The sequence below is a fragment of the Albibacterium profundi genome (genome assembly GCF_042159835.1).
Classification (GTDB): Bacteria; Bacteroidota; Bacteroidia; order Sphingobacteriales; family Sphingobacteriaceae; genus Albibacterium; species Albibacterium profundi.
The window spans coordinates 183,447-209,866 of record NZ_JBBVGT010000002.1 but is presented as its reverse complement, the minus strand read 5'-3'; the positions used below and the strand labels follow the sequence as shown (position 1 = coordinate 209,866).

25 protein-coding genes are annotated in these 26,420 nt (G+C 40.4%); 13 read left to right on the top strand and 12 right to left on the bottom strand.

The features are described 5' to 3' along the window. Nucleotides 1-56: 56 nt before the first annotated feature. From WKR92_RS02340 to WKR92_RS02325, 4 genes are all read left to right on the top strand, one after another. Nucleotides 57-449, top strand: a complete 393-nt coding sequence (locus WKR92_RS02340; protein ID WP_375556224.1) for a DUF4783 domain-containing protein — start codon at nucleotides 57-59, stop codon at nucleotides 447-449. 70 nt (nucleotides 450-519) lie between these two features. Continuing rightward, the gene (gene nadC, locus WKR92_RS02335; protein WP_375556223.1) at nucleotides 520-1,389 is read left to right on the top strand and encodes a carboxylating nicotinate-nucleotide diphosphorylase; all 870 of its coding nucleotides are present in this window, start codon (nucleotides 520-522) and stop codon (nucleotides 1,387-1,389) included. Then, a complete protein-coding gene (gene plsY, locus WKR92_RS02330) occupies nucleotides 1,386-2,027 on the top strand; it encodes a glycerol-3-phosphate 1-O-acyltransferase PlsY (protein ID WP_375556222.1) in 642 nt (213 codons plus the stop codon). Before nadC ends, plsY begins: the two co-directional genes overlap by 4 nt. Nucleotides 2,028-2,099: 72 nt before the next feature. Further along, a complete protein-coding gene (locus WKR92_RS02325; protein ID WP_375556221.1) occupies nucleotides 2,100-2,909 on the top strand; it encodes a M48 family metallopeptidase in 810 nt (269 codons plus the stop codon). A gap of 26 nt (nucleotides 2,910-2,935) precedes the next feature. Here WKR92_RS02325 and WKR92_RS02320 read toward each other — a convergent pair whose 3' ends face one another. The 4 genes from WKR92_RS02320 to WKR92_RS02305 all read right to left on the bottom strand — a co-directional run bounded on the left by WKR92_RS02320 (nucleotide 2,936) and on the right by WKR92_RS02305 (nucleotide 8,303). Beyond that, nucleotides 2,936-4,159: an anthranilate synthase component I family protein gene (locus WKR92_RS02320; RefSeq protein WP_375556220.1), complete on the bottom strand. Its 1,224-nt coding sequence runs from the start codon at nucleotides 4,157-4,159 to the stop codon at nucleotides 2,936-2,938. Between the two features lie 9 nt (nucleotides 4,160-4,168). Continuing rightward, complete coding sequence (locus WKR92_RS02315; protein ID WP_375556219.1) at nucleotides 4,169-5,443, bottom strand: adenylosuccinate synthase; 1,275 nt, start codon at nucleotides 5,441-5,443, stop codon at nucleotides 4,169-4,171. A 53-nt stretch (nucleotides 5,444-5,496) separates the two neighbouring features. Then, nucleotides 5,497-5,988: a Fur family transcriptional regulator gene (locus WKR92_RS02310; RefSeq protein WP_375556218.1), complete on the bottom strand. Its 492-nt coding sequence runs from the start codon at nucleotides 5,986-5,988 to the stop codon at nucleotides 5,497-5,499. Between the two features lie 101 nt (nucleotides 5,989-6,089). Beyond that, nucleotides 6,090-8,303, bottom strand: coding sequence for a RelA/SpoT family protein (locus WKR92_RS02305; protein ID WP_375556217.1), 2,214 nt, complete (start codon nucleotides 8,301-8,303; stop codon nucleotides 6,090-6,092). Nucleotides 8,304-8,410: 107 nt separating this feature from the next. Here WKR92_RS02305 and WKR92_RS02300 point away from each other — a divergent pair, with 107 nt between their 5' ends. The 3 genes from WKR92_RS02300 to WKR92_RS02290 all read left to right on the top strand — a co-directional run bounded on the left by WKR92_RS02300 (nucleotide 8,411) and on the right by WKR92_RS02290 (nucleotide 11,253). Further along, a complete protein-coding gene (locus WKR92_RS02300) occupies nucleotides 8,411-9,028 on the top strand; it encodes a DUF4294 domain-containing protein (protein ID WP_375556216.1) in 618 nt (205 codons plus the stop codon). Between the two features lie 66 nt (nucleotides 9,029-9,094). Then, a complete protein-coding gene (gene bshB1, locus WKR92_RS02295) occupies nucleotides 9,095-9,835 on the top strand; it encodes a bacillithiol biosynthesis deacetylase BshB1 (protein ID WP_375556215.1) in 741 nt (246 codons plus the stop codon). A gap of 59 nt (nucleotides 9,836-9,894) precedes the next feature. Continuing rightward, a complete protein-coding gene (locus tag WKR92_RS02290) occupies nucleotides 9,895-11,253 on the top strand; it encodes an acyl-CoA dehydrogenase family protein (protein WP_375556214.1) in 1,359 nt (452 codons plus the stop codon). A gap of 14 nt (nucleotides 11,254-11,267) precedes the next feature. Here the strand turns inward: WKR92_RS02290 and WKR92_RS02285 are convergent, their stop codons facing one another. Genes WKR92_RS02285 through WKR92_RS02275 form a run of 3 tightly spaced genes read right to left on the bottom strand, consistent with a single transcriptional unit; the run spans nucleotide 11,268 to nucleotide 13,969 of the window. Further along, the gene (locus WKR92_RS02285; protein WP_375556213.1) at nucleotides 11,268-11,663 is read right to left on the bottom strand and encodes a hypothetical protein; all 396 of its coding nucleotides are present in this window, start codon (nucleotides 11,661-11,663) and stop codon (nucleotides 11,268-11,270) included. A gap of 32 nt (nucleotides 11,664-11,695) precedes the next feature. After that, a complete protein-coding gene (lat, locus tag WKR92_RS02280) occupies nucleotides 11,696-13,030 on the bottom strand; it encodes an L-lysine 6-transaminase (protein ID WP_375556212.1) in 1,335 nt (444 codons plus the stop codon). 27 nt (nucleotides 13,031-13,057) lie between these two features. Next, complete coding sequence (locus tag WKR92_RS02275; protein WP_375556211.1) at nucleotides 13,058-13,969, bottom strand: 1-aminocyclopropane-1-carboxylate deaminase/D-cysteine desulfhydrase; 912 nt, start codon at nucleotides 13,967-13,969, stop codon at nucleotides 13,058-13,060. A gap of 80 nt (nucleotides 13,970-14,049) precedes the next feature. On the opposite strand from WKR92_RS02275, the gene WKR92_RS02270 reads away from it, so the two are divergent. Continuing rightward, on the top strand, nucleotides 14,050-15,090 hold the full coding sequence (locus WKR92_RS02270) for an RluA family pseudouridine synthase (protein WP_375556210.1): 1,041 nt from the start codon (nucleotides 14,050-14,052) through the stop codon (nucleotides 15,088-15,090). 35 nt (nucleotides 15,091-15,125) lie between these two features. Further along, nucleotides 15,126-15,995, top strand: a complete 870-nt coding sequence (locus tag WKR92_RS02265) for an aminotransferase class IV (RefSeq protein WP_375556209.1) — start codon at nucleotides 15,126-15,128, stop codon at nucleotides 15,993-15,995. Here WKR92_RS02265 and fmt read toward each other — a convergent pair. Beyond that, the gene (gene fmt / locus WKR92_RS02260) at nucleotides 15,992-16,915 is read right to left on the bottom strand and encodes a methionyl-tRNA formyltransferase (RefSeq protein ID WP_375556208.1); all 924 of its coding nucleotides are present in this window, start codon (nucleotides 16,913-16,915) and stop codon (nucleotides 15,992-15,994) included. The two genes, WKR92_RS02265 and fmt, sit on opposite strands and share 4 nt — an antisense overlap. Before the next feature lie 68 nt (nucleotides 16,916-16,983). Between fmt and WKR92_RS02255 the strand changes: the two genes are divergently transcribed. After that, the gene (locus tag WKR92_RS02255) at nucleotides 16,984-18,204 is read left to right on the top strand and encodes an ABC transporter permease (RefSeq protein ID WP_375556207.1); all 1,221 of its coding nucleotides are present in this window, start codon (nucleotides 16,984-16,986) and stop codon (nucleotides 18,202-18,204) included. 7 nt (nucleotides 18,205-18,211) lie between these two features. Here WKR92_RS02255 and mazG read toward each other — a convergent pair whose 3' ends face one another. After that, nucleotides 18,212-19,018, bottom strand: a complete 807-nt coding sequence (mazG, locus tag WKR92_RS02250) for a nucleoside triphosphate pyrophosphohydrolase (protein WP_375556206.1) — start codon at nucleotides 19,016-19,018, stop codon at nucleotides 18,212-18,214. Continuing rightward, nucleotides 19,018-20,796, bottom strand: a complete 1,779-nt coding sequence (locus WKR92_RS02245; RefSeq protein WP_375556205.1) for an aminopeptidase P family protein — start codon at nucleotides 20,794-20,796, stop codon at nucleotides 19,018-19,020. Before WKR92_RS02245 ends, mazG begins: the two co-directional genes overlap by 1 nt. A gap of 109 nt (nucleotides 20,797-20,905) precedes the next feature. Between WKR92_RS02245 and WKR92_RS02240 the strand changes: the two genes are divergently transcribed. The 3 genes from WKR92_RS02240 (at nucleotide 20,906) to WKR92_RS02230 (ending at nucleotide 23,921) form a co-directional block, all read left to right on the top strand. Further along, entirely contained in the window at nucleotides 20,906-22,933 is a 2,028-nt protein-coding gene (locus tag WKR92_RS02240; RefSeq protein WP_375556204.1) for a thioredoxin domain-containing protein, read from the top strand. A 22-nt stretch (nucleotides 22,934-22,955) separates the two neighbouring features. Further along, nucleotides 22,956-23,453, top strand: a complete 498-nt coding sequence (locus tag WKR92_RS02235; protein ID WP_375556203.1) for an FKBP-type peptidyl-prolyl cis-trans isomerase — start codon at nucleotides 22,956-22,958, stop codon at nucleotides 23,451-23,453. A 63-nt stretch (nucleotides 23,454-23,516) separates the two neighbouring features. Next, the gene (locus WKR92_RS02230; RefSeq protein ID WP_375556202.1) at nucleotides 23,517-23,921 is read left to right on the top strand and encodes an EVE domain-containing protein; all 405 of its coding nucleotides are present in this window, start codon (nucleotides 23,517-23,519) and stop codon (nucleotides 23,919-23,921) included. On the opposite strand, the gene WKR92_RS02225 is transcribed toward WKR92_RS02230, so the two are convergent. Further along, nucleotides 23,922-24,455: an acyl-CoA thioesterase gene (locus WKR92_RS02225; protein ID WP_375557947.1), complete on the bottom strand. Its 534-nt coding sequence runs from the start codon at nucleotides 24,453-24,455 to the stop codon at nucleotides 23,922-23,924. Between the two features lie 15 nt (nucleotides 24,456-24,470). After that, nucleotides 24,471-26,396, bottom strand: coding sequence for an ABC-F family ATP-binding cassette domain-containing protein (locus tag WKR92_RS02220; protein ID WP_375556201.1), 1,926 nt, complete (start codon nucleotides 26,394-26,396; stop codon nucleotides 24,471-24,473). Nucleotides 26,397-26,420 lie beyond the last annotated feature (24 nt).

Here is a 26,420-nt window from a genome sequence, read left to right as displayed (position 1 = left end):
TAGTGCTAAAAAATAGATTTTAATAACAAGACTATATTTTAATAGACTACTCATAAATGAAAGTTTTTCTTTTAAAAACGGTATTACTGGTTTTTTTCATGTTTTCACACATGGAGGGTGATATTATTGAAGAAATAGCTAGTCATTTTCAGACCGGCAAGACGAAGGAGATTTCCGAACATTTCGCGTCAACCATCAATTTTTCCATTTTAAATGACAGTAACGTTTACTCTAAAGTACAGGCTGAGATTATACTAAACCGTTTTTTAACTACTCATGAGCCGCGTGCGGCGAAAATTATTCATCGGCTAAATAACAGCACGACCTATAAACATGCGGTTATTGAATTGGCCACAAATCAAGGTAAGTTCCGCGTTTCTTATTCGATCCGAGTGGATAACAATACGGCTCAAATTGTGGAGCTAAGGATTGAAAAAGCAATAGAATAGGGTGGTCATTTTGTAAATTAACGTTATTTTTCACGGCAATTTGTTATTTTTGACACGAAAAATAATCGATATGGATCAGATAGGAAAGAACGCGCTACATCAGTTCGTTGAAATGGCTATAAGAGAAGATGTTGGCGATGGGGATTATACGTCATTGTCTACGATACCGCAGGGAAGTACCGGGAAAGCATATATGCTTGTGAAGGAGGAGGGTGTCTTGGCGGGAGTGAATGTGGCTCTAGCTATATTCCAACAGATCGATAAAGACCTTGATGTAAATCCTCTGGCTTCTGACGGGGATCGTATTAAATTTGGTGATATTATTCTTGAACTCGAAGGTAGTGTGCATAGTATCCTGTTGGCAGAGCGACTGGTTCTGAATATTATGCAACGGATGAGTGGCATCGCAACAGTAACAAATAAGGTAGTGCAGTCGTTGGCTGAGACGAAGACCAAAGTCCTAGATACTCGGAAAACAACACCCGGCTTGCGTTTTCTTGAAAAGGAGGCTGTTCGGATCGGAGGAGGTGTAAATCACCGATTCGGCCTATATGATATGATCCTCATTAAAGATAATCACGTGGACTTCGCGGGTGGTATCAAAAAGGCATTAGACGCTGCAAATAGTTACCGAAAGACCTTAAATAAACCTATCGATATAGAAATAGAGGTGCGTGATCTCCAAGAGCTGAACGAAGTGATTGAGCATGGCGGGGTGGAACGAATTCTATTGGACAACTTCGAGCTAGATGTACTTAAAGAGGCAGTAGAGTTGGTCGACGGGCGTTTTGTTTCGGAAGCGTCAGGCGGGATCACCTTTGAAAATGCATATAGCTACGCGCTTTGTGGCGTGGATTATATATCAATGGGAGCTTTAACCCATTCTGTGAAAAGTTTAGATATTAGCCTGAAAAGTGTAAAAAAGCCGGTAGATAAATGATATCTTTTGCCTCCATTTTAGCGTTATTAGCTGCCTATTTATTCGGATCTATCCCAACAGCCGTTTGGCTTGGTCAATCCTTTTATGGAGTGGATGTTCGCGAGTTTGGAAGTGGAAATGCCGGTGCAACCAATACGTTTAGAGTGTTAGGTCCTAAAGCTGGGGTCGCGGTGATGGTTATCGACATAACGAAGGGGTGGACGGCGACCAACCTAGCTTATTTTATTGGTGTATCAGTGACTGGACCTGAAAGTTCGATTCTCTTTATTAATTACCAGTTGATTTTGGGGGTTATTGCAGTTTTAGGACACTTGTTCCCTTTGTTTGCAGGCTTTAGGGGTGGCAAAGGTGTCGCTACGCTGTTTGGTATGGTGCTGGCAATTCATTTTGGAGCGGCCATGATTTGTGTAGGCGTTTTTATTTTAGTTTTATTAACGACGCGATACGTGTCTCTCAGTTCTATATCAGCTGGTTTTGCATTTCCGTTTAGCCTTTCTTTTGTCTTTCACACCTCGGTAAAATCGATCCTTTTATACGGTATTTGTATCTGTACACTGATTCTTATTACGCATCAGAAGAATATAGAGCGACTCCTTAAGGGTCGAGAGTCGAAAGTTAATCTCTTCCGAAAGAAATAAATTTTTCACAGTTTTCTTCGTGGCATATAAATTGCTTTTTTATTTTTTGATAGACATTTAATTATGGGTACGATGAAAAATTTACAAAAAATAATTTGCAGTTTTATAATAGTCGGGTTAATAAGTGCGTGCTCAACGGTACCTTTCACGGGTCGGAAGCAGTTGAGCCTAATAGACGATAGTGGACTGCGGGAGCAAGCTTCGTTAGCTTATAAGGAATTTTTAAATAGTGCGGAAACGACGGTTATTACCGGAACATCAGATGCAAACGAAGTTCAGAGAGTAGGGCAGCGAATTTCGCGAGCCATTACTACGTATTTTAATGAAAATGGGATGGGTGACCAGTATAATTTTAATTGGGAATTTGCACTGGTAAAGGATGAAAATATTAATGCTTGGTGTATGCCGGGTGGTAAAGTCGCTATTTTTACTGGGATATTACCGGTTACAAAAAATGAAGCGGGATTAGCTGCAGTAATGGGTCATGAGATAGCTCACGCGATTGCTAAACATTCAGCTGAACGTGCGTCTCAGATGGTGTTAGCACAAGGAGGAGGAGCTGTGGTAGGGGTAGCATCATCCGGACAGTCACAGATGACCCAGGCTGTGCTAAATCAACTGTATGGTATTGGTGGACAGTTGGCTCTTTTAAACTATTCGCGTAAACAGGAATCAGAAGCCGATAGAATGGGGCTGATTTTTATGGCGATGGCGGGTTACAATCCGAATGAAGCAGCTGCATTCTGGACACGCATGATGGATGCAAAAGAAGGTTCAGCGACGCCACCGGAATTCTTAAGTTCTCACCCAAGCGATGCTAGAAGGATTTCTAACATTCAGAAGTTAATACCGGAAGCGATGAAATATTACCAAGCTCGGTAGCAGACGGTATTATTAGGTATTATTAATTAAGTCGTTTTATGTTTAGAAAGCATCTGTCTTATGGCAGATGCTTTTAGTATACACTCATTGTATTCTTCTTCTTCGTGTGATTGAGCGGTGACTGCACCGCCGACATGAAAGGAAAGGTATTGTTGTTTGGAATCGTAGATTAAGCTACGTATTACAACATTAAAATCGAATTTCCTATTCCCCTGGAAATAGCCAACGGACCCTGAGTATATTCCCCGTTTAGATGCTTCATACTGTTCGATCAATTTCATTGCACTTATTTTTGGAGCTCCTGTCATTGATCCGGGAGGAAAGGTGTTGGTGATGATACTGGTGGGAACGATCGACTGTTTTGGACGACAACTAACTGTCGATATTAGTTGATGTACCTGTTTGAAACTATATAAACCGAGAAGCTCTTCGACCTTAACAGTACCAAGCTCTGCGCTTATCGTCAGATCGTTCCGAACAAGATCGACAATCATAATATTCTCGCTTTGTTCTTTGGGACTGCTTTTCAATTTTTCAATGATATTTTGGTCTTCTGCTTCAGTACGTCCTCTAGGTGCCGTTCCTTTAATCGGCTGAGAAATAACGAGATCCTTATCTCTACATAGAAAACGTTCGGGAGACGCAGACATGATAGCGATTTCATCATGTTTAAAGAAACATGAGAAAGGTGTAGGCGAAACAGCGTTTAATTCGATATACGCTTCTAATGGGTTTAGCTGAGCGTCATCAGCGTAGAACTCTTGGCAGAGATTCACTTCGTAGATATCACCTCGTAGGATATGTTTTTTTAATGAATTAAATGCATCTCGGTATTCATCACGCGACATACGTGACTGGATTTTTCCTTTAAAGCTGGCTCCTTGATATTCTACTTGGGTCGTTTCGATAGCACGAATAACCTCGTCTGGGTTTTTAGCTTCGACTTCTACCGCGTCACAGTTAATAGTTAAGACTGTCTCAGGAAGAAAGAAAAAAGTATCTTGATCATAAGAGAAATATCCAGGAATAAAGTTTTCATGATGCTCATCGAGAAAGGATTGTAGTTTGTGAATGCTTTCTTTACCCGACGATTGATATCTGTACTTTTCTCCTACAGCGATACGAAACGACAAAGAACCGTAGGGATCCGGATATCCGTTTGAATCCATAATACATACGGTAGAAAAAGAAGAAGCCCAGAAACGGGCTTTTTCTTTAAACGCATAAATATCGTCTGGTTCGTAAACCATGTTTGAAAACTATTCTAGTACCAATGTTTGTAAGCGATCCGGTCCCACTGAGAGGTATCGAATTGGAACATTTAACTGCTCTTCTAGGTACTGAATATATGACTTGAGAGCTTCGGGTATTTCATTCTCTTTGGTAATCTTCGTAATATCTTCTTCCCAACCGGGTAGTTTTTCAATTACCGGGCTAGGTTTCTCTGTGATTATATCATAAGGCATGTAATCTATTTTTTCACCATTGTGCATATAATGTGTACATACGCTTATTTCTTCAAAACCACTTAAAACGTCTGCCTTGGTCATCACAAGCTCGGTAACACCGTTTAGCATAATGGCATACTTTAACGCCGGAATGTCAATCCAGCCAGTCCGACGTGATCTTCCGGTGGTTGCACCAAATTCATGACCAATTTGCCGTAATTTTTCACCAATCTCGTTGTCAAGCTCAGTAGGGAACGGCCCACCACCAACCCGTGTACAATAAGCTTTGAAGATACCGATAACCTTACCGATGGTCTTTGGAGCAATCCCTAAACCCGTACACGCACCCGCAGACGTGGTGTTAGAAGATGTTACAAAAGGGTATGATCCGAAATCTATATCCAGTAGCGTGCCTTGCGCACCTTCCGCCAACACAGATTTTCCCTCTTTTAGATACTGGTTGACTAAATGTTCGCTATCAACATGTGGGATAGATTTTAAGAACTCAATGGCTTCGAAGAAAGCCTTTTCTTTTTCTGAGAAATCAGGAATCTCTCCATAGTGAGATAAGATAGATTTATGTTTTTCTACGAGACGTTGATAGCGTTCCTGAAAGTCGCGCAGGGTAGTATCACCAACACGCAATCCGTTTCTTCCCGTTTTATCCATGTAGGTGGGACCAATGCCTTTCAGAGTGGATCCAATTTTTGCTTCTCCCATTTTAGATTCAGAAGCCGCATCTAGTAATTGATGTGTAGGTAATATGAGATGTGCTTTTCTGGCAATGACCAAGTTGCCAGCAGCAATTGGGTCATAACCGCTTTTTTTAAGACTATCTATCTCTCTTTTTAAAATAATCGGGTCGATGACTACACCGTTACCAATCAAATTGAGAGTTTTAGGATTGAAAATCCCCGATGGAATGGTGTTTAATACATATTTTTGACCATCGAACTCTAAGGTGTGTCCTGCATTAGGCCCACCTTGAAAGCGAGCAATTAGATCATACTGAGAGCAAAGAACGTCAACAATTTTCCCTTTACCTTCATCGCCCCATTGAAGGCCCAAAAGTATATCAACTTGCATAGTTATTAAAATAGAGAGTGAGAATTATATAGTAAGAATTTTAAAAAATAGATTTAAGACGAGGTGTTTTCCACGGAGGCTTCTTCTCGATTTGCACGCTTCGACGCACAAGAACTACAAACCCCATAAAGGTTTAAGGAATGATGCTTGATATCAAAATTTAATAGATCGCCAATCATTGTCTGAATCTGATGGATTCGAGGGTCACAAAATTCAACTACCTTACTGCATTCAATGCATATTACGTGGTCGTGTTGTTTATAACCGTATGATTTTTCAAACTGAGCCATGTTCTTGCCAAATTGGTGCTTCTTTACCAAATCACATGAAACTAATAGCTCTAAGGTATTGTAAACAGTCGCTCTACTAACGCGGTATTTTTTGTTCTTCATGTGGATGTAGAGAGATTCCACATCGAAGTGATCGTTACGAGAGTAGATTTCTTCTAGTATAGCAAAGCGCTCTGGAGTCTTCCGTAGGCTTTTGTTTTCAAGGTAAGCCTCGAAAATCTTCTTTACAACTTGAAATGAGTCTTGTTTAGTCATTTATTCCTATTAAACGGTCAAATTTACCCAAAAAAAATGTAAAAGATGAATATTCTCTTATTTGTAAAAGGGTTTTTTCGGGGAAAGACAGTATCCTGACATTATTGTGTTATCACCTCTGACTCAAAACGATTTATGCCGGTGATACCTTTGATTTGTTTTAATGTTTTGATGAGAGAATCTAAGTGCTCGGTACTGTTGACAAAGATCATGATAGAACCTTCAAAGATGCCCTCGTTGCTCGAAATGGTAATCGACCTAATATTGATTTTAAAATCTTCAGAGATAACTTTTGTGATCCGGTTTATTAAGCCAACGTCGTCAATTCCTAGAATAGATAGCCCGGTTAAGAATGCCAGCTCTTTCTGTGATGTCCATTTGGCTTTAACAATTCGATAAGCATAGTTGGCCATTAAGCTAGCAGCATTAGGGCAATTGCTTCGGTGTATTTTGATGCCGTCGCTTACTGTTACAAACCCAAATACATCATCTCCTGGTATTGGATTGCAGCAAGGTGATAAGGTATAATCAATCTTTTGCAGCTCATCACCAATGAGAAGCGTTTCTTGATTTTTTTTGTTAATCTTCTTCACAAGTCCCTCGACATGCGAGTCGAAATGATTTAATCCGAGTTCATTGGATTTTTCTGATATAACAAATTCTTTGAGATCCTTAATATCGATATCACCCTTCGCAACATTGTAGAAAAGATCTTGAGTCGACGGAAGCTTGAAAAAGTAAGATAACTTATTCAGATTATCGGTATTATAGGTGACTTTTAGTGATTTTAACTTCCTCTCTAAGATCTCTTTCCCGTCCTCAGCAACTCTTCGTTTCTCCTCCTTTAGTGAAGATTTGATCTTCGATTTAGCTTTTGCGGTTTTTACAATATTGAGCCAATCTTCTTTAGGAGTCTGTTTGGTGGATGTAATAATCTCAACTTGATCGCCATTTTGAAGGATATGTGATATAGGGACTAACTTATGATTTACTTTTGCACCAATACAGCTAGCGCCCAAATCGGAGTGAATCTCAAATGCAAAATCTAAAGCGGTTGCACCTTGTGGTAACTGTATCAAAGCCCCTTTAGGTGTAAAAATGAAAATCTCGTCTGAAAAAAGATTCATTTTAAAGTCGGCAACAAAGTCCAATGCATTGCTTTCCGGATTACTCAGAATATCGCGCACTTTTTGTATCCACTGATCTAAACCATTATCAGAATTGGATTCTTTGTATTTCCAGTGCGCAGCAAAGCCTTTTTCAGCTATCTCATTCATACGCGTCGTTCGAATTTGAACTTCAACCCATTGGCCTTTCGGTCCCATAACCGTTGTATGCAAAGACTCATAGCCATTGCCTTTTGGAGATGAAATCCAATCCCTCAGTCGGTCGGGATTAGGCCTGTAAAGGTCGGTAACAATTGAATACGCTTTCCAACAGTCTGCTTTTTCAAATTCGGGTTTAGAGTTAATGATAATTCGGATCGCGAATAAGTCGTATACCTCTTCAAAGGGAGTCGATTTTTTTCGCATTTTATTCCAAATGGAATGTATAGACTTAGGGCGCCCGAAAACATGTGCATCAATTCCCTGTTCCTTTAAAATATCTTCTATTGGCTCGATAAACTCCGTTACATATCGCTCTCGTTCGGCTTTTTTTTCATTTAACTTCTTAGCAATGAACTTATATGTATCCTGGTCGGTATACTTCATTGATAGATCTTCTAATTCCGATTTGATAGCATATAGACCTAGACGATGCGCTAATGGAGCGTATAAATAACTGGTTTCCGAGGCTATTTTGAGCTGTTTGTCACGCGGCATAAAATCCATTGTGCGCATATTATGCAGCCTGTCCGCCAATTTGATTAAAATAACGCGCACATCATCTGCTAGCGTAAGGAGCATTTTTCGGAAATTCTCGGCTTGGATTGAGCTGTTAGGGTCGAAGATGCCTGATATTTTGGTTAGTCCGTCAATAATTTTGCTGACTTTTTTACCAAACACCAGTTCAATGTCTAATAGAGATACATCAGTATCTTCTACCACATCATGTAATAATGCACAAACAATGGATGTAGTTCCTAAGCCGATCTCCTCAGCTGCAATTTGAGCTACAGCTATCGGGTGATATATATAGGGTTCGCCAGATTTGCGCCGCATATCTTTATGGCTTTCCAAGGCCATGTCGAAAGCCTTCCTGATCATCTGCTTGTCACCTTTTTGAAGGGTTGGTTTGCAGGCTCTCAGTAATGCACGATATCGCTTTAGAATCTCTTTCTTTTCCGCCTCTAAATCAATTACTATTTCCTTCATAAAATGCTACTCTCTTTCGTCTTTGCCTGTTTGCCCACAAAGTTATTTATTATCTTTTGAAAGAAATTTTTTATAACTTTATTTTTGAAAAGGGCTTAGTTAAATATATGAAATATTTGGCATTTTTTTTAGTTTGTTCCTTAGTTTTTTTTGGAACAAATCTTTATGCTCAAGACTCTGAGCACCGTCTGGACGTTGGTGAAGTTCCAATAATTGTTCCGACCACGATCTTAGATGGAGAGAAAGTGCCGTGGATTTTATTGCGTGAGGTGAATATCTACGCTAGACGTACTTTTAAAACTGAAGCTGATAGAAAGGCATACAATCGACTAAAATATAATGTGTTAAAGGTTCTTCCATATGCGAAGATTGCGCAAAAGAAATACGAACAGCTCCATCGGGATTTGGCGCTAACCGATAGCAAGAAGGAAAAGCGAAAATTGGTGAAGGAATGTGAAAGAGAGATAAAAGATATGTTTAACAATGAGATAAAAAATATGTCTGTGTCTCAAGGTGCTATATTACTAAAGCTAATAGACAGACAAACCGGTAATTCCAGTTTTGAAGTCGTAAAGGAACTTCGGGGCGGTGTTCCTGCATTCTTCTATCAGTCGCTTGCAAAGGTTTTTGGACACGACTTAAAAAGTGAATACAGTAAGTCGGTTGATTACGACATCGAGACCATTATTCGGAATGCAGAGCGGGGAAACTATTTCTACTATTAATTCAGTTTATTAGCTTGTTATACCTCGTCTAACCTACGAAGATTTTGATTATACATATTGTAAATAATGAATTTAGAAAATAAAGATAAACTTGATTTACTAGTAATTGTCGTGCATCCGGATGATGCCGAGCTTGGTTGTGCAGGTACCATTTTAAAAGCGGTTGATTCAGGGAAAAAAGTAGGTGTTGTCGATTTAACTCAAGGCGAGTTAGGTACCCGCGGGACAGCGGCCACACGCTTTGAGGAAGCTGCGAAGGCTTCCCAGCTGCTAGGCATTGTCGTGCGTGAAAATCTTAAAATGCGAGATGGTTTTTTCCGTAATGATGAAGAGCACCAGCTTCAGGTGGTGGAAATAATACGTCGCTACCAACCGGAGATTATTATCACTAATGCGGTAGAGGACCGGCACCCTGATCACGGGCGTGCGGGGCAACTTGTCGATGACGCGGCATTTCTGTCAGGGTTGCGTCGAATCCATACAAACTATAACGGCGAGGAACAAGACCCTCATCGCCCAAGATTACTATTACAGCTGATTCAGGACCGTTATATTAAACCCGATATTGTTGTAGATATCAGCGAGTATTGGGAAGAAAAAATAGCGGTTATTCAAGCGTTTCGAAGTCAGTTTTTTAATACCGACTATCAGGCTGATGAGCCGCAAACATATATTTCAAGACCAGAATTTATGAAGGCTATAGAAAGTCGCGCTATCGAATACGGTAAAGATATTCATGTCACCCATGGCGAGGGTTTTACGTGCAGACGATATCTTGGCGTCAACAGCCTTTTTGACTTGTTGTAAGCCGCGTGATCGGTTGTTTAGTATAAACTCATGTGAATCTTAATCGTTATTAAAAGCTTATGGCAAACCCATTTTCGAAAATTAAAAGTGCTTTTAAATTATTGCAGCAAATCGATTTCGACCAACTTGATAAACTATCGGCTAAGGTTGACCTGCCAAAAGCCCTTGATGGCTTTTCCAAATTGGACGATGCACAGTTATCTGGATTGATGAGGATGTTGGAATCTGATAAAAAGGAGCGGAAGCTGCCGGAAATAAATGGCGATTTTTATGAGGTGCATTTGCGTTTAACCGAAGAGGAGCGTGCTATTCAACTAAAAGTACGTCAGTTTATGGAAGCCGAAATTAAACCTTTGGTAAATCATTACTGGCTGCGCGATGAGTTTCCATTTGAAATCATACCTAAATTTGCTGAATTAAACCTTTGTGGCGTCACTTATGAAGGTTACGGATGTCCTAATATGTCTTTTCGCATGGAAGGTGTTATAGCAATGGAAATGGCTCGGGTTGATTCGTCGATTGCTACCTTTTTTGGAGTCCAAAGTGGACTGGTAATGGGATCTATATACTTGTGCGGTTCAGATGAGCAGAAGAACGAATGGCTTCCGAAACTGCAACAACTTGATAAAATTGGAGCTTTTGGTTTGACAGAGCCTGAGGTAGGGTCCGGCGCTGCAGGAGGACTTACCACCACGTGTAAAAAAACAGATGAGGGGTGGGTTTTGAATGGTCAGAAAAAATGGATCGGGAATGCTCCATTTGCTGACGTTACGGTTATATGGGCACGTGATGTAGATGATAACCAAGTCAAAGGCTTTTTAGTAAAAAAGGATACCCCTGGTTATCATGTCGAGAAAATGAAAGGGAAGATGTCTCTTCGGATTGTTCAGAATGGCCTTATTACGATGGAAAATTGCGTAGTTTCTGAGTCGGATCGGATGCCTCGTGCTAATTCATTTAAAGATACGGCTAACGTGTTGAGAATGACGCGAGCTGGTGTGGCATGGATGGCAGTTGGTTGCGCTCGGGGAGCTTATGAAAATGCATTGGATTATACGCGTAAGCGTGAGCAATTTGGAAAACCGATCGCTTCGTTCCAATTGATTCAAGATCACCTTGTCGAGATGTTGTCAGATTTAACCGCGATGCAAACGCTGGTGTACCGATTATCGGAACTACAGGATCATCAACTTCTTAAAGATGAACATGCTTCACTGGCAAAGGTGTTTTGTACCCTGAGAATGCGTAATATCGTAGGTAAAGCGCGAGAAGTAATGGGAGGAAACGGCATCTTATTAGAACATGATGTTGCCCGCTTTGTGGCTGACGCAGAAGCAATTTACTCCTATGAAGGAACCAAAGAAATCAATTCTTTGATCGTAGGTCGCGCCATCACAGGCTTCAGTGCTTTTGTGTAATGCCTGTAGGGAGACTATTTACTTTCAGTCGTCTTTCCAATCGCATTTTTCTGATAAACCCATATGGCATTATAACGCGCGGTGTCATAATGAGGGGCGGTTAGCGAAAGTTCTTCTGGCGAGCCTTGTTCAGTATCAAAGAAGAATATTTTGGTGATACCATGCTCGGTGTGCGGCATCGAGTTGCCATATTCTTCATATTCTGCAACCGCCGGACTATCTACCTTAACGGCATACAGTCGTATTACGGGGCCGGCATTGTTTTCATTTCTGGAAAATGCCGTTTCAGTAAAGTTTCCACGAATTTCCTTTGTGTTGGTTAGTAACGATGAGTCGCTTATAACGATGTAAACGACGATTAATATAATCAGCCCTAACCAAAGAAATCGTTTTTTATTTACTTTATTCATTTATTGTTTCTTTTTTTGTTTTGCCCAATGTTTTACACAAGAACGGGCAAAACACTACGCATGATCTCTAGCCCTCTATTTATATCTTCCTCTTGAACGATGAGAGCCGGTCTGAAACGAATCGACCTGTCGCCGCATCCTAAAAATAGTGCACCTTGGTCCAAGGCTTCTTTAATAAACTTGTCTCTAATATCTTTAGTCGAAAAATCGAATGCTGTTAATAAGCCTCGTCCTCTCACATTCGATATTAGTTCGAAATCGTCCGCTAAGTTATGAAGCTTTTCCAATAAATATTTACCCATCCGTTCGGAATTTTCCACCAAGCTATCTTCTTCGATAATTTGTAAAATCTTGGTGGATCTTACGATATCGGCTAGGTTTCCTCCCCAGGTTGAATTAATCCTAGAAGAAACCTTAAATACATTATTTTCTACCTCATCAATCCGCTCGCTCGCCAAGATTCCACATACTTGCATTTTCTTGCCAAACGCCAATATATCCGGTCTCGCCTTTGGTCCAAAATGTTCAAAACACCAAAACTTTCCAGTCAGTCCGACTCCGGTTTGAACTTCATCGTAAATCAATAAAGCCTCTTTTTCATCACATATCTTTCTGAGGGATTCCAAGAATTCCTTTCGAAAATGTTTGTCACCTCCCTCAGATATGATGGGTTCGATCAAGATTGCACAAATATCATCTTTATTTTCTTCGAATGCGTTCTCAATCTCATTTAATGTAATGTTTTCTAGTTTTTTTACATTCGAAAGATTTTCTTCGTTTAACGGAAAGGTTATTTCCGGGGATGAAATTCTTGGCCAGTCAAATTGCGCGAACCATTTTGTCTTGTCCGGTAGTGTATTGGTTAAACTCAATGTATAACCACTTCGTCCATGAAAGGCATGTTTGAAGTGCAAAACCTTAAAACCTTTTTCTTCTTTATGGCCTTTCTTGAAGTTCTTCTGCACTTTCCAGTCCATCGCCGTTTTAAGTGCGTTCTCGACGGCCAAAGCACCTCCTGAAATAAAGAAAGCGTGTGGCATAAAGGAAGGAATTCCGACTCTAGAAAAGGTTAGAAGAAACTCGGCAAACTCCCTTGTGTAAACATCCGAATTCGACGGATTACTCAATGCAGCCAAAAGCAAACTTTTTTTAAAGGCATCATCATTTACCATCTTCGGGTGATTATATCCCAAGGGAACAGATGCAAAGCAGGTAAAGAAATCGAGCAGTTCTCGTTCATTTTTGGAATCGTAAATATAAACGCCATGACTGCGTTCCATATCAAACGTTAAATCATAGCCGTCGGCTAAAATATGGCGACTTAAAACACTCTTCACTTGGTCGGGAGAAACGGTGAGCTTGTACATAGTTTCGAGTTTAGATGATGGTTATATTTATGAGTTGGAATTATTCAAATCTAATAAAAAATTTGATTGAAATCCTAAAAAGCCCGTCAGGCCTCCCGTGTGAATGATGCATATTCGGTCTCCTCCTTTGAAATAATTTTTTTCGATTAAATCCGTAATGCCGAAAAGGAGTTTGCCTGTATACACTGGCTCTATCAGGATTCCCGTCGTTCTACAGAACTCAGATATATAAGACATTAAGTTCGCTTTAGTTTTGGCGTAGCCTCCAAAATGATAGTCGCAATGAAGGGTGAAGTCGAGATCCGGGTAAAGCCCCAAGGCCGCTTTTCTAATAAAATCACCACCTTTTAATACCGGTATACCATGTGCTTTTGCGTTAGGCTGATAGAGCGAAATACCTTTGGCAACCCCTGCCAATGTTGCTCCAGTTCCACAGGCGACAAAAATATGATCATATACTCGCTGTAATTCCTTTACGATTTCCTCGCAACCTTTTGCAGCTTCGGGAGAATAGCCGCCTTCGTCGATAAAGAACGAATTCGAATTGCGACGGTAATCTCGCTCAAATAGGGCTCTTTTGTCACGATATTCATCTCGCCCTACAAATTGAAGTTTCATGCCGAACAATCTACAAAGTGTTAAAACAGGGTTGTCGATCTGCTCTCCGCGAACATAGCCTGTGGTCTCAAACCCAAATTGGGCTCCCGCGCATGCTGTTGCCAGAAGGTGATTTGACCAGGCCCCGCCAAAAGTAACCAGATGCGACTTTCCTTTTTGTCGCGCTTGCTGAAGAGGGTACTTCAATTTCCGCCATTTATTGCCGGAAATATAAGGATGTATTAAATCGTCACGTTTGATGTACAGTTCAATTTTTTTTTCTTTGGCTGAAGGCAGTATTAAGGCCTGTTCGGGACTGTAAAAATCGAAGTTAAATTCCATACAAGCTGTTTACTCATAAAAATTGTATAAAACTAGCGAATCCTGATCGCAATTGATTAACATATCTTATTTTTGCGTTTATGAATGATGAACTTACTCCACAGGAAAGCGAAGAGCAGGACTTATTTGAACATTTTCGGATCGTCGTGGATAAAGGACAGAGTCTATTGCGAATCGATAAGTTTTTGATGCATCGAATCGAGAATGCCTCAAGAAATAGAATAAAGAATGCCATTGATGCAGAAAATGTTTTGGTCAATGATCAGGCAATAAAAGCAAGTTATAAGGTAAAGCCACTAGACGTTATTTCGGTTGTATTTCCACATCCACCCAGGGATACTGAAGTATATCCGGAGAACATTCCTCTCGATATCATTTATGAAGATAATGACTTATTAATTGTGAACAAAGAGCCGGGAATGGTGGTGCATCCGGGCTATAATAATTATACGGGAACGTTAGTGAATGCACTTACTTATCATTTCAGGTCCTTACCTGAGTTACCGGGAAATGATGGTAGACCCGGATTGGTTCACAGAATTGATAAAGATACGAGTGGTCTCCTCCTAATAGCGAAGAACGAAATAACGATGACGCACCTAGCTAAGCAGTTTTTTGACCACAGCATCCATCGAAAATATATTGCTATGGTATGGGGTGATCTGGCCGAGGATGGTACTGTTACTGGCTATATTGGTAGAAGTCTAAAAGACAGGCGTGTAATGGATATGTACGACAGTGAAGAAAACGGAAAGTGGTCGGTAACACACTACAAAGTCTTAGAAAGATTAGGTTATATTACAGTTATCGAATGTCAATTGGAGACCGGTCGCACCCATCAAATCCGCGCTCATATGAAATCGATAGGTCATCCATTGTTCAACGATGCCACATATGGAGGAGATCGTATTCTGAAAGGAACCGTATTTTCGAAGTATAAGCAATTTGTTGACAATTGTTTTGCTCTGTTACCGCGACAAGCTTTGCACGCACAATCAATAGGTTTTGTACATCCTCGTAACAAAGAAAATATGCTATTTGAGAAACCAATACCTGATGATTTTCGTTTATGCTTAGAAAAGTGGCGATCTTATGTCCAATACGATCGGGAAAGCAAATAAAAACTATTAATAAAGATTTAAACAAGAATATCTGAATGAATCAAGCTCGCTATTTAGATTATAATGGTGAATTTTATAGAAGTACAGAAGCTATTTTTCAATCGAATAACCGCAGCTTCCGCTATGGTGACGGCATCTTCGAGACAATGCGTGTTGAGGATGGGAAGGTTCCTTTATTAAGGTATCACGTAGAACGGCTGCAAAAGAGCATGACGCTCTTGCAGTTTGATAACGTCCATAGATTTGACGAAGATTTTGTGCTGAAGCGTATACAAGAACTGTTGATAAAAAATGGATTAGTGGACAGCGAGTGTCGCGTACGCCTGGCGGTTTTTCGTGATGGCGAGGGTTTATATACGCCTACTACGAATGTGCCAGCTTACTTGATAGAAGTAAATCGACTAGACAAGAAAATAAATATACATAATCAAGCAGGGCTTATTATTGATGTATTCCCAGATCATAGAAAGTCGGTAAACTCTCTTTCGGCTCTCAAGTCAAGCAACTCGCTTCTTTATGTATTAGCTGGGGTTTACCGTAAGAAACATGGCCTCGACGATGTCGTTATTTTAAACGACGAAGGGTTTATCTGTGAAACCTCATCGTCCAATATTTTTGTTATTTATGAAAATACAATCTATACACCAGCTTTAACAGAAGGTTGTGTTGATGGTGTCATGCGACGTTCCATAATTGATTTTGCAGAAGCTGAAGGTATCGAAATTGTCGAAGCTCAGATTAACCCACATATACTCAATGAGGCCGAGGAGATTTTTATTACAAACGCGGTACACGGAATCCAGTGTGTGCTCGGCTATAAAAAGAAACGTTATTTTAACCGACTGTCTAAAAAAATCTGGGGGCAATATGAGCAATGGCTATATAGGTTCAGTGAGAGCGACTAATTTATTGAATTAATAGCGTAACCCCGAAGGAAGTCGGCCGTTCCCATTCTTTTTTTTCCTTCAATTTGTAGCGTTTCAACTGCTATGTAACCGTCTTTGCATGCGAAGTGTAAGAAGTGTTTGCCATCACTCGTGAAATCACCCACGGGAATATGAGGTGTTTCGTATATAGGTTTTGCTTGGAATATTTTAAGCATCTTACCTTGTAAATAGGTATAAGCAGTGGGGTAGGGACTCAGCCCTCTGATAAAATTGTATACGTTCTCAACGGACTGTGACCAATCTATTTTACAATCTTCTTTGTGGATCTTTGGTGCCGGTTTTAGGGTATTCGGCTCTGCGCGCTGCGGTTTCTCAATTGCCCCTCCTTTCTTCAGTGCTTGAACTGTTTTTACCAGCAGCGTAGCACCTACATTCATCAAGTCATCATGCAAATCGCCCGCAGTAGCATCAGACGCAATGTAAACCTTCTCCGAAAAAAGGATATTGCCGGTGTCAATTTCATGTTGTAATAGGAATGTTGTCACGCCGCTTTCCTTTTCTCCATTGATAATGGCATGGTTAATTGGCGCCGCACCTCGGTATTGCGGCAATAAAGAGGCGTGCAGGTTAATTGTGCCCTTCTCAGGCATATTCCAGACAGCTTCAGGCAACATCCGGAATGCCACAACCACTTGCAGCTCGGCACCATAACTCTTTAGTTCTCTAAGAAATTCAGGATCCTTCAAATTGCGTGGTTGCATGACCGGCAAACCTTGCTCCATCGCATAACGTTTTACTGCCGATTGCTGAAGCCTTTGTCCTCGTCCTGCTGGTTTGTCAGTCGCTGTCACGACCGCTATTACGTTTTCTCCTGCATCCAACAAGGCTTTGAGTGAAGCCACCGCAAAATCTGGGGTGCCCATGAAAATAATCGACATATTATTAATTAAAAGATTCTAAAATACATTCTTTACCTTTGCGAAGGTAAAAATAATCTATATCTAATTTGAATTTTCCTTTATTCATAGCACGTCGCATTACAACGAAAAGTAATCGTACTTTCTCTAAACTGATTGTTCGTGTAGCTATTGCGGGCATTATGCTTGGCTTGACTGTTATGATATTGGCCGTCGCTGTTTTAAAGGGATTCAAAAATGAAATTATCGAAAAACAGCGTGGCTTCAGTGGTGATATTATCGCTTTTCAATACGACATGAATGTCGCTTACGATAATATCCCAATCTCGTTGGATGATTCGATAAAAGCCAATTTGTTAGCGATTGAAAATGTTCAATCTATTCAGCCTTTTGCAACTAAACCGGGCATTATTAATGTAAACGAGGAGGTGGAAGGTGTTGTGTTGAAGGGTATCGATAGTCTGTATAATCAAGATTATTTATCAAAGATTCTGGTGGAAGGTAGGGGAATAGACTTTTCCGATCCAGACGGTGCAAATACGCAGATCATTGTTTCTAAGACCTTAGCAAACCGTCTCAAGCTAAATGTTGGAGATGATTTTTTAATGTATTTTGTACAGGAGCCTATCCGAAAAAGGAAATTTGAAATCGTTGGAATCTTCAATTTGGGAGTGGAGGAAATTGATAAAACATACATTATAGGTAGTTTAGCATTGATTCAGCGATTAAATAATTGGGATCAAAACACGGTTGGGGGATATGAGATGCACATAGCCGACTTTAACGCGTTAGAAAACACTACTTCTGAAGTTATAGATCATTTGCCGATCGACTTGCGTGGAGTTAGTATTGTAGAATATTATCCAGAAGTTTTCAAATGGTTGGATCTGCTCGATGTTAATACCGAGGTAATTCTCGTATTAATGGTCCTCGTAGCCGTCATCAATATGATCTCTGCCCTGCTCATTATGATACTGGAGCGTACGAGCATGATTGGTATCTTAAAGGCGCTAGGTTTTACAAACAGTGGAATTAGAAAAATCTTCCTCTATAACGCCGCGTATTTAATCGGATACGGACTTCTATTAGGAAACCTCGTAGGACTTGGATTGTGTTTTTTTCAATCGTCCACACGCTTGTTCAAGCTAGATGAAGCATCGTATTACGTAGATCATGTACCAATATCGATCTCCGTCTCAGATATACTATTGCTTAATATAGGCACATTGGTGATCTGCCTGTTAGTTTTGTTAATACCCTCTGGATTGGTAAGCCGCATAAACCCAGTAAAAGCAATCAGTTTTAAATAAGAAATAATTATTCTCTCTCTTTCGCTTGATCCCAGTACACATCCATTTCATCGAGTGACATGTCCTGCAGTTTCTTTCCGTCTTCTGTGGCTTTTTGTTCCAGATAGCTAAAGCGTTTAATAAACTTCTTATTCGTTCGTTCAAGTGCGTTTTCTGGATTTATGTTGAGAAAACGCGCATAATTAATCAACGAGAATAGAAGATCGCCAAATTCAGCTTCGGCTTTTTCTTCGTCAACATGATCACCGCCTTCGATATTGAATTCATTTTTAAATTCATTCAATTCTTCTTCAACCTTTTCCCAAACCTGTCCTTTGTTATCCCAATCAAATCCCACACCTCGCACTTTATCCTGTATCCGATAAGCTTTTACCAAAGCCGGAAGAGATTGTGGTACGCCACCAAGAACGGATTTGTTGCCTTCTCTTAGTTTTATTTGTTCCCAATTTTGTTTGACATCATCTTCGTTGTTAACATCAACATCGCCGTAGATATGGGGATGTCGGTTTATCAGCTTGTCACAGATACTATTCAATACCTCGGTGATATCAAATGCACGTTTTTCTTCTGCTATTTTAGCGTAGAAGACAATATGCAAGAGGATATCACCGAGCTCCTTTTTCACTTCTGGTAAATCATTCTCCAAAATAGCATCTGCAAGCTCGTACATCTCTTCAATTGTTAGATGACGTAAACTGTTCATGGTTTGTTTTTTATCCCATGGACAGTCTGTTCTCAGCGTGTTCATGATTGTTAATAAACGCTCAAAAGCTAAGGCTGGAGTGGTTTCCGGTGGAGGAGGTATCTTGCTCATTAGATTGCTTTTGTCTTGTTTTTAAACCATTCAAGCTCTTCTCCATTTAAGGAAGGCGATAGTTGAGCGAAAACGAATGCGTGATAATCGTTGAGCCATTTTATATGTTTGTCATCCAATAGGCTTTTGTCGATCAACGATGTTTCTATATAACACAGTGTCAAGGTTTCGAAGCTTTGGAATTGACCAAACTGATTCTCGGTTTCTATACGGTTAACCACTAGGTTTTCGATCCGGATACCATAATTCCCTTCAATATACAAGCCTGGTTCTATTGATGAAACCATGTTAGGTTCTATTGCGATATCTATGTTTGCCGTATTGAAGACATGCGGCCCTTCGTGAACATTTAAAAAGAATCCAACACCATGGCCGGTACCGTGTCCATAGTTTTTTGAATAATCCCATAAAGGTCGACGAGTAATCGCATCAATCTGATATCCTTTTGTTCCTACCGGAAAAATAATGGTGCTCCCTTCTATTAATGCTTTGAGTACTAAGGTGTAATCTCGCTTTTCATCAGCACTCGGATTCCCCAATGAAATAACGCGGGTGATATCAGTTGTCCCCGTCGTATATTGTCCGCCTGAGTCAATTAAGAGCATGCCATTCGGTTCTAGGGTGGACTTGTTTTCTTCTGTAGCTTTATAATGAGGTAGGGCGCCATGCGCTTTGTATCCTGCTATCGTATCGAAACTTTCGCCCACAAAACCATCTTGTTGTGCTCTAAACTCTTTTAGCTTTTCCGCAATCGTGATTTCCGTGATCTGCTCCTTTCCAATATTATTTTCCAACCAGTAGAAAAACTTAGTTAGCGCTGCTCCGTCTTTCACCATCGTAGTACGCATATGCTTCAGTTCGGTTTCATTTTTTACAGCTTTTAGAAATGTGCTCGGGTTGATCGCTTCTATTTTAGTGCACTCTTTGGGGATGAGAGCGTAATAAGCAAAACAATTACGTTTCGGATCTATTAGCACGGTATCTTTAGTCGACAAAGATGCGATGGCTGGCTCGATAGCATCGTACTCCTGAATCGAAACCTTTGCGTCGTGGAGCTTACTGACATCTTCTTCACTCAGCTTGTTCTTGTCTATAAATAACTGTACATCTTCATCTTCGATCAATGCGAAACTTAGAACTACCGGATTGCATTTGACATCAGACCCGCGTAGGTTGAACACCCATGAGATATCATCCAAAGAAGATATCAAATGAGCTGTAGCTCCCTTTGTACGCAGGGCCGCCTTTACTTCCGCAATTTTGTTAGTAATTGATTTGCCTGTGGTCTCCTCGTCTATTAAGTATGCAGGTTCACTCGGCAGAGAAGGTCGATCAGTCCAGATTTCGTCAATTAAGTCAATTGCTGCGTTTACTTGAATGTTCTTGCTTTTCATTGCTTCAATTGCTTGATTAGCGATGGCGATAGACATCAATTTACCATCAAAGCCTAATGTTGACCCTTCGTTCAGTTGTTGTGCTAACCAATCAATATACTCCGGAGCGCCTTGGTTCTTCAATTTAACCAGCTCAAAACCTGTATCCTTTAATTGGTCTCCTGCCTGAACAAAATAGCGACTATCTGTCCATAAGCCAGCGAAATTAGCCGTTATTGCTAAGGTTCCGGCAGATCCGGTAAAGCCTGAAAGCCACTCCATGTTCTTATACCGATCGGGAAGGTATTCGCTCATATGTGGGTCTGCCGAAGCAATAATATAAGCATCAATATTCTGTTCTTTCATTTTCTCTCTCAAAAGAGTGAGTCTATCAAAAGGTGTCATATAGTTACGGATTTTAATGAGTTGCAAGTTACTAAAAAGCTAAGCTTAAAGGCAAAAATTAGTTATTCTAAGCACTAATTTTCTATTTTTCATTGAAAATCTTACATTTATGAAATATATGCCCAATCGGTTACAACATGAGTCCTCACCATATTTAAAGCAGCATCAGAACAACCCTGTTGACTGGTTTCCGTGGGGAAAAGAAGCTCTTCAGAAGGCAGAAAGCGAAAACAAACTTATTATTGTCAGCATCGGTTATGCGGCATGTCATTGGTGTCATGTAATGGAGCGTGAAAGCTTCGAGAATAACGAAGTGGCGAAAGTGATGAATGATCATTTTATCGCTGTTAAGGTTGACCGAGAAGAACGCCCTGATATCGATCATATTTATATGACGGCAGTGCAGTTGATGAAAGGGCAGGGAGGCTGGCCGCTCAATGTAATATGTTTACCTGATGGCAGGCCTATCTATGGCGGTACGTATTTTCGACCGGAAGATTGGGTTAATATTTTAATCCAACTTAACGAAACCTGGCTGCAAAAGCCTGACGTGGCTTATGACTATGCGGAACGATTAACCGAAGGCATTGTCCGTTCTGATTTGATTCCTCATCATGAAATAGATGAGCCGTTTCAGTTGCAGATGTTAACTGACATGGTAGACGATTGGAAAAACTCTTTTGATGCTAAGCATGGTGGGAACCGTAGGGTGCCCAAGTTTCCTATTCCAAATAACTGGCTTTTTCTTCTTCGGTATGGTTTTCATACGCAAGATAATACTGTACTCGAACATGTCCATTTTACTTTAAAAAAAATAGCATCCGGTGGGATCTATGATCATGTGGGTGGCGGTTTCGCACGGTATTCGGTAGACGCTGAATGGCACATTCCACATTTTGAAAAGATGTTATATGACAATGCTTTGTTAGTAAGCCTTTATTGTGAAGCATACTTGCATAAACAAGATCCCCAGTACAAACGAGTTGTATTTGAAACACTGGCTTGGGTACAGCGTGAAATGATGCATCCATCAGGTGGATTTTATAGCTCATTAGATGCAGACAGTGATGGCGTTGAAGGTAAGTACTACTGTTTTACACAGGATGAGATCGTTGAAGCTCTGGGGGAGGACGCAATGTTATTTATTCAATACTTTCAAATAACAGAGGAAGGGAATTGGCAAGAAATGCATAGCAATGTTCTTAAGACCGCTGTGGATGCTGACATATTGGCGCAGGAAGCCGGATTTACAGCTGATGAGTGGGAAGTATATTTAGCTGAAGTTAAAAAGAAATTATATGCATTTCGAGAGAAAAGAAACCGTCCTGCTTTAGACAACAAAGTTCTGTGTGCATGGAACTCAATGGTGATCAGGGCATTTACAGGTGCTTATCGTACATTTAATAAGCAAGAATTTTTAGACGTTGCAGTTAGCTGTGATCAATTTATCAAAGAGAACCTATTAGATGGCGAGGGTAATTTATTGAGGCAGCCAGAGCATCACGGGCGACAGGTTCTCGGTTTCTTAGATGATTATGCTTTTTACATCGATGCGCTGATCGGATTATACGAAGCTACCTTTAATGTTGAATATTTAAACCGTGCTAAGGGGTTGACGAATAGAGTATTGTCGGATTTCCGGCAAGAGGGTGACACCGTATTTCGCTATAGCTCTAAGAAAGCTGAGCAATTGATTGCTGAAAAAAGAGAAATTATGGATGATGTCATTCCTTCATCTAATTCTGTTTTTGTCACCCAGTTATTCAAGTTAGGCTTGTTTTTTGATGAAGATAAGTATCGTTCAATGGCTATGCAGACACTGATCAATGTTTTTCCACAAATAAAAACTTATCCATCTGCATTTTCGAATTGGGCAATGTTGGTATTGAATGAAGTTGTTGGTGTTAATGAAATTGCTATCACAGGGCCAGAATCAAATACATACAGACGGGAACTAGATCGAACTTATCTTCCAAACAAAATTACGTTAGGGGGTATGAATGAGAATCTACCTTTGTTAAAAAATCGAATAGGTGAGAGCACAAGGGTATACGTTTGCAAAAACAAAAGCTGTAGCTTACCCGTAGATACTATACCAGCTGCATTAAATTTAATTTTTAATCCGGAGATTCAATGAGAATCCCCACAATTTTTATAAGATGAATATACAACCAAACACCGTAGTAGCGCTAACTTACAAGTTACACACGTTAAACGATGGAAAGAAAGAGTTTGTTGAAGAAGCAAGCAAAGAAAATCCATTAGTTTTTTTATCGGGTGTGGGTATGATGTTACCTAAATTTGAAGAAAATATTCAAGGTTTAAAGAAAGGTGACACGGTCGATTTTGAACTTCAAGCTGTTGATGCTTATGGAGATGTTGATGAGGCGGCCGTTGCTCAACTTCCTGCCGATATGTTTAAAGAGTCTGGCATCCCGCCAGTTGGAGAGATTATCCCTCTTCAAGACAATCAAGGTAATCAGTTCAGAGCAAAGGTTGTTGAAGTGAGCCCGGAAGTTGTTGTTGTAGACTTGAATCACCCAATGGCTGGCCAAAATTTACATTTTGACATCGAAGTACTAGAAGTTCGCGAGGCTACCGAAGACGAATTGTCACATGGACATGCACATGGAATAGATGGTCAGAGTGGTCATTAATCCCTGAATTTTATTAGATTTGGAGAGATTTGGGAATGATCCCAAATCTCTCTTTTTTTTGACATGAATTATTACTTAGTTAAATCTGAACCGTTTAAATACAGTTGGCAACAGTTTCAAAAGGATAAGCAGACTTTCTGGGATGGTGTACGTAATTACCAAGCCAGGAATAATATGAAAGACATGAAAAGAGGCGACCTCGTTCTGTTCTACCATAGTAACGAAGGGAAGGAAGTCGTTGGGATAGCTAAGGTTGTCAACGAATATTATCAAGATCCAACCACTACGGACGACCGTTGGGTGGTTGTAGACCTATCACCGGTTGAAGAGCTTAAAAATCCCGTTACTCTCGAAACGATCAAAAGCGATGAGCTGTTAAAGGAAACTGCGCTTGTAAAGCAAAGTAGGCTATCTGTGATGCCGTTAAAGCGTGAAGAGTTCGACCGAATCGTTGAACTGGGAAGCTAGTTAAGGCTTAGTTTCGTTACGAAGCGGATTTAATATATTTTTTAATTCAGAAGCGTCCGTAACGGCTAATTTACCAGCCAATACCAATCGCATCTCGCGGCGTTGAACAGCACTTGTAAAAAGTTCCTTTTCTTCGTCTGTCTCCGGAAGCAGTCGCGGTACCTTCATCGTATTCGAATGTTCGTCGATTGCCACAAAGGTGTAGAAAGCTTGGTTAGAGATTACTTTAGTGCCGCCCGGCATATTCTGCGCCCATACGGTTAACCGTACCTCCACAGAAGTGTTAAAGGCCCGGGTTACCTGGGCTTCAATTGTAACAACGGCTCCGAGTTTAACCGGATGTTTGAATGATACATTATCTACCGATGCTGTTACGACAACAGCGTCGCAATGCTTTTGCGCAGAAATAGCACCAGCAATATCCATCCAGTGAAGTAGACGTCCACCCATCAGATTATGGAGAGGGTTCGTGTCATTAGGCAATACCAGCTCATTCATGACAACGTGTGATTCCTTTGCAAATTTTTGATTCATCATTCGTGTTTTTAATTATTCAAGCTCTAAGATTTTGTCGGCGATGACTTCCCATTGTTCTTGGAGTGAACTTAATTTCGATTTTTTCTTTGTATACCGATCGTTGACTTCACTAAGTTTGTCTTCTTCCTGATAAATCGCTGGGTTACTTAGCTCTTTCTCAATATCTTCTAATTCCTTTTTGGCTAGTGTAATCTCATTATCTAAACGCTCTAAGTCCTTGTTCAAACTAAAACTCTGGCGTTCCCGGTCCATTTTTTTGTCTGAATGATTACTCGTCGTTTTTTTCTTCTCTTTTTTGGGCTTCTTTTCTTTACTTTCTTCTTTTTGGGTTTGCTTATTTTCTTTCGCAATCCGCCATTCTTCATATTCTTGGTAAGACCCAGGATATTCTTTTATTTGCTGGTTTTCAATATACCAGATCTTATTTGCCACGTTGTCAAGCAAATAGCGGTCGTGTGATACAACAACAAAGGTACCTTCGTACTGTTTCAAAGCTTGGATCAAAATGTTAATCGATTGGATATCCAAGTGGTTTGTAGGCTCATCCAATAATAGAAAGTTTGCATCGGCAGTCAATGCTTTAGCTAGGGCAACCCGCGACTTTTCTCCTCCAGACAGTACTTTTATTTTCTTAAAAGCATCATCGCCGGTAAATAGGAAGGAGCCTAAAATTGTTCGAAGTTCAGTCTCCGTATGTTTGGGTGCGAAAGCCTGCAATTCTTGTAAGATTTCGTTTTCTAAATGCAGCGCTTCTAATTGATGCTGTGCGAAGAACGTCTGTGTTACATTATGTCCCGATTCCGCCTGACCTTCGAAGTCGGTATCTGCTCCCGCTATAATCCTTAGTAGCGTAGATTTTCCGCGACCGTTTGCCCCAATTAAGGCTATTTTATCTCCCTTTTCAATTAGCCCTTCTGTGTTTTTCAAAATCGGTACACCTGGGTATGACTTACTAATTTTTGTTAAGGTTTTAACATGGCGTCCAGACTGTTTGCTAAAGCGGAAACTAAAGTTCACCGTTGGGTTGTAATCGTCTACAGCGTCCACTTTGTCCATCCTGTCCAAGGCCTTAATCCGGCTCTGAACCATCTTTGCTTTACTAGCTTTCGCTCGGAATCGCTCAATTAACTTTTCTTCTTGCTTAATCTTCGCCTGCTGATTTTTATATTGGTTGTTTTGTATTTCCTCACGTTGAGCCTTTTCTTGTAGATAAAAACTATAGTTACCCGCATAGACATTCAGCTTTCCACGTTTGGATTCTACTGTTTTTTCAATAACCCGATCTAAGAAATAACGGTCGTGCGAAACGATGATCACCGCTCCCTCAAAAGCTTGAAGATAGCTTTCTAACCATTGAATAGAAGGTAAGTCTAGGTGGTTTGTCGGCTCATCGAGTAACAGTAAGTCCGGAGCTTGAAGTAAAATCCTTGCTAGCATTACACGCATCCGCCACCCCCCTGAGAACTCCGACAGCTGTCGTTGCTGATCCATTTCATCAAAGCCCAGCCCCGCGAGAATACTTGCCGCTCTGTACTCAATGTTATAACCGTCTAAGGCTTCAAATTCTGCTTGCTTGTCGCTCAGCTTATGTAAGATATCTTCACTGTAGTCGGTTTCCAGTTTTTTAAGGAGCGCCTCTATTTGATCATGCAGTTCATTTTGCCTTTCAAAGGCCTCCATCGATACTTGTAGAATGTTTTTTTCAGAGTGATATGATAAAAGATCCTGATTTAGGTACCCAATTTTCAGACCTTTAGCCATGGAAATAGTCCCCGATGTAGGCATTAACTCGCCTACAATAAGCTTAAGAAGCGTTGTTTTACCCGTGCCATTTGCACCTATTAGTCCCGTCTTTTCACCAGGTTTTATATGCCAATTTGCCTCATCATACAAAGCCCGCGCACCTATCTCGTAAGTTAAATTATTGATTGATATCATTTCGCTGCAAAAGTACAATTTTTA

Bases quoted from the DNA above. Each gene is read 5' to 3' on its own strand.
- WKR92_RS02340 (WP_375556224.1), top strand. From the start codon at position 57: ATGAAAGTTTTTCTTTTAAAAACGGTATTACTGGTTTTTTTCATGTTT.
- nadC (WP_375556223.1), top strand. From the start codon at position 520: ATGGATCAGATAGGAAAGAACGCGCTACATCAGTTCGTTGAAATGGCT.
- plsY (WP_375556222.1), top strand. From the start codon at position 1,386: ATGATATCTTTTGCCTCCATTTTAGCGTTATTAGCTGCCTATTTATTC.
- WKR92_RS02325 (WP_375556221.1), top strand. From the start codon at position 2,100: ATGAAAAATTTACAAAAAATAATTTGCAGTTTTATAATAGTCGGGTTA.
- WKR92_RS02320 (WP_375556220.1), bottom strand. From the start codon at position 4,159: ATGGTTTACGAACCAGACGATATTTATGCGTTTAAAGAAAAAGCCCGT.
- WKR92_RS02315 (WP_375556219.1), bottom strand. From the start codon at position 5,443: ATGCAAGTTGATATACTTTTGGGCCTTCAATGGGGCGATGAAGGTAAA.
- WKR92_RS02310 (WP_375556218.1), bottom strand. From the start codon at position 5,988: ATGACTAAACAAGACTCATTTCAAGTTGTAAAGAAGATTTTCGAGGCT.
- WKR92_RS02305 (WP_375556217.1), bottom strand. From the start codon at position 8,303: ATGAAGGAAATAGTAATTGATTTAGAGGCGGAAAAGAAAGAGATTCTA.
- WKR92_RS02300 (WP_375556216.1), top strand. From the start codon at position 8,411: ATGAAATATTTGGCATTTTTTTTAGTTTGTTCCTTAGTTTTTTTTGGA.
- bshB1 (WP_375556215.1), top strand. From the start codon at position 9,095: ATGAATTTAGAAAATAAAGATAAACTTGATTTACTAGTAATTGTCGTG.
- WKR92_RS02290 (WP_375556214.1), top strand. From the start codon at position 9,895: ATGGCAAACCCATTTTCGAAAATTAAAAGTGCTTTTAAATTATTGCAG.
- WKR92_RS02285 (WP_375556213.1), bottom strand. From the start codon at position 11,663: ATGAATAAAGTAAATAAAAAACGATTTCTTTGGTTAGGGCTGATTATA.
- lat (WP_375556212.1), bottom strand. From the start codon at position 13,030: ATGTACAAGCTCACCGTTTCTCCCGACCAAGTGAAGAGTGTTTTAAGT.
- WKR92_RS02275 (WP_375556211.1), bottom strand. From the start codon at position 13,969: ATGGAATTTAACTTCGATTTTTACAGTCCCGAACAGGCCTTAATACTG.
- WKR92_RS02270 (WP_375556210.1), top strand. From the start codon at position 14,050: ATGAATGATGAACTTACTCCACAGGAAAGCGAAGAGCAGGACTTATTT.
- WKR92_RS02265 (WP_375556209.1), top strand. From the start codon at position 15,126: ATGAATCAAGCTCGCTATTTAGATTATAATGGTGAATTTTATAGAAGT.
- fmt (WP_375556208.1), bottom strand. From the start codon at position 16,915: ATGTCGATTATTTTCATGGGCACCCCAGATTTTGCGGTGGCTTCACTC.
- mazG (WP_375556206.1), bottom strand. From the start codon at position 19,018: ATGAGCAAGATACCTCCTCCACCGGAAACCACTCCAGCCTTAGCTTTT.
- WKR92_RS02245 (WP_375556205.1), bottom strand. From the start codon at position 20,796: ATGACACCTTTTGATAGACTCACTCTTTTGAGAGAGAAAATGAAAGAA.
- WKR92_RS02240 (WP_375556204.1), top strand. From the start codon at position 20,906: ATGAAATATATGCCCAATCGGTTACAACATGAGTCCTCACCATATTTA.
- WKR92_RS02235 (WP_375556203.1), top strand. From the start codon at position 22,956: ATGAATATACAACCAAACACCGTAGTAGCGCTAACTTACAAGTTACAC.
- WKR92_RS02230 (WP_375556202.1), top strand. From the start codon at position 23,517: ATGAATTATTACTTAGTTAAATCTGAACCGTTTAAATACAGTTGGCAA.
- WKR92_RS02225 (WP_375557947.1), bottom strand. From the start codon at position 24,455: ATGAATCAAAAATTTGCAAAGGAATCACACGTTGTCATGAATGAGCTG.
- WKR92_RS02220 (WP_375556201.1), bottom strand. From the start codon at position 26,396: ATGATATCAATCAATAATTTAACTTACGAGATAGGTGCGCGGGCTTTG.